The sequence below is a fragment of the Mesorhizobium sp. M7A.F.Ca.CA.002.09.1.1 genome, assembly GCF_003998555.1.
In the GTDB taxonomy this organism is placed as follows: Bacteria; Pseudomonadota; Alphaproteobacteria; order Rhizobiales; family Rhizobiaceae; genus Mesorhizobium; species Mesorhizobium ciceri.
In genome coordinates this window covers 1-2,065 of sequence record NZ_RZRR01000951.1, presented here as the reverse complement: position 1 = coordinate 2,065, position 2,065 = coordinate 1, and the positions used below count along the sequence as shown (strand labels likewise).

3 protein-coding genes are annotated in these 2,065 nt (G+C 65.3%); all 3 read right to left on the bottom strand.

Going from position 1 to position 2,065, the window contains the following annotated elements; all coding sequences use genetic code 11:
- Positions 1-568, bottom strand: a 568-nt coding sequence (locus tag EN994_RS28775; RefSeq protein ID WP_127308024.1) for a YiiX/YebB-like N1pC/P60 family cysteine hydrolase, incomplete at its 3' end; no start/stop codon positions are given.
- Between the two features lie 91 nt (positions 569-659).
- The gene (locus tag EN994_RS28770; protein ID WP_063169643.1) at positions 660-1,592 is read right to left on the bottom strand and encodes a CHAD domain-containing protein; all 933 of its coding nucleotides are present in this window, start codon (positions 1,590-1,592) and stop codon (positions 660-662) included.
- Positions 1,589-2,062, bottom strand: a complete 474-nt coding sequence (locus EN994_RS28765; protein WP_013528659.1) for a CYTH domain-containing protein — start codon at positions 2,060-2,062, stop codon at positions 1,589-1,591. Before EN994_RS28765 ends, EN994_RS28770 begins: the two co-directional genes overlap by 4 nt.
- Positions 2,063-2,065: the final 3 nt, after the last annotated feature.

The window sequence follows — 2,065 nt, the reverse complement described above, 5'->3', positions numbered from 1 at the left end:
GGCCATAGGCCTCGGCAATCAGCGTCGAGCAGATCGCCCGTGTCGGATCGCCGGAACCGAAGGCCAGCATGCGGCGGCGCCAGCGCACCGGCACCGGCGGTGTCGGGAAGAAAAAACGCAGCATGTCGAAAATGTTCTTGAGGTCGTATTTCAGGCCGAGCTTGCCGATCATGAAGGCGACGACCTTGTCGCGATCCTCCGGCGCCAGCCCACTCGCCCGGCAGATACGGGTGTTGTAGGTGCGGTAGCGCGACAATGGAACGGCGACGCAGCCTTCGCCGATCGTGACCTCGATCAGGCGCGGCCGCTCCGAGCCGTCCGCCGGCGCGGGCAAGGCATCGCCGATATAGAAGGCCGCATGCGACCAGGTCGACTGGGTCAGGTACTTGATCGCCGCCGAGATCTTCTGGTTGCCCTCGATCAGCAGGATGTCGCCGGGCTCAAGCGTGCGACGCAGCGTTTCGGCATCGGAGGGGGTGTAGGGCTCGTAGCCGGACGATTCTTCCTGCAGCCGGCCGGCAAGCCAGCGGCCAAGTCGATCCAGAAGCGTGTCGCCGGGCTCGGTCATACTCCATGGCGATTAGCATGGGCGGGTAATGAGGGCTAGCGCACGCCTTTCTTCCCCCCGTCCGGACCGAGAGGAAGAGCGCCAAGTCATCCTACGATGCCGCGGCCTCTTCCGGCGGCGCAGCCAGATCGTCGCGCGCCTTGCGGGCCAGTTTGCGTGTCGAGCGTTTGGGACTGTCGCCGAACAGCTCGGCCGCCTCGGCAAGGCAGCTCTTCTTCAGCTGCTTTTCCGACCGCTTCAAAAGCTTGGCCAGAAGTTTCGTGTCCTCGGGCGGCCCGAGCAGCTGGTCGTCGGCCTCGAGCAGGGCGCGCATCACCAGCACATCGTGCAGGTCGCCCAGCCGCTCGCCCAGTTCGTCGACCGCGTTGCGCCTTGCTTTGATCGGTGTCGGCCACAGCCTGCCGAGCAGCGACAGATGCATGCCGTGGGTCTTGGCCGCCTTGCGCAGATCGTGGAAATCATCGGCCGCTCCCCGCGATCCGGCCTTGTCGAGCGCCTTCCTGGCGCGGCGCAGCGTGACGCGGGCGCCTTCGGCAAGCACGTCGGCCGCCTGTTCCGGCTGGTCGGGCAAGGCCAGCGTGCCGATGCGGTGCAGGCCCTCCTCGCAGGCGGCGGTCGCCGCGCCGATCGCCGCTTCGAGCCCTGTACCTTCGTGCAATTCATGCTGGCGCGCGATCAGCCTGTCGCGAACCGCGCCCAGCCCATCGTCGGCGCCCTCCTTGGGAAAGCTTGCCGCCAGGCGGTCGATGGTTTCGATCAGCGCTGTCGCCTCGCGCGGGCCGGCAAGCAGGGCCGCCACGTTGCGGTAGCACTGGTTTTCTGTCTCACAGAATGTTTCGTCACCGGAACGAACAAGCCGCAGCAAGGCGCGAGCGCTCTTCAGCCGCTTGCGGCATTTGTGCAGCGCCTGTTCCGGCCGGCTCCGTGCGGCGTCAAGATGATGCAGCGCCTTGCCGATCTCCTCGGCAAGGATTCTCCTGACCTCGCCGGTCAGCGGCAGGCGCGGATCGATGCGAAAGCTCATGCGGCGATCTCCGGAATCCCACCAAGGGCGAGCGACGCGTTGTAGAATTTCTGCTCGCCGGTGACTTCACGGCCGAGCCAGTCGGGCAGCATTTCGTCCGGCACGTCCTCCGGCGTCTCAAGTTCGGCGACCACAAGTCCCGCAAGCGGTCCGCCAAAGACATCGACTTCATAGAGATAGCCACGGTGCCTAACATGGTGACGTGTCTTCTCGATGACACGTCCGATGGCGAAGTCCAGCATCTCCACCGCCTCCGACAGCGGGATCGGGTATTCGAATTCGTCGCGCTCGCGCGCTTTGCTGCCGAATTTGAGCGTCAGCTTGGCGGAAGTGCCGTCGCTGATGCGGATGCGCACTGTGCGCCCGGGGCCGGCAGCGAGATAGAACTGGAGAATGCGGATATTGGCCTCGGCCAACTCCCGCCATGCGGTGCTGGTGACCAGGAATTTTCGTTCGACTTCCTTGCCCATGGC

Coding starts and splice junctions, on each gene's coding strand:
- EN994_RS28770 (WP_063169643.1), bottom strand. CDS start 1,592: ATGAGCTTTCGCATCGATCCGCGCCTGCCGCTGACCGGCGAGGTCAGG.
- EN994_RS28765 (WP_013528659.1), bottom strand. CDS start 2,062: ATGGGCAAGGAAGTCGAACGAAAATTCCTGGTCACCAGCACCGCATGG.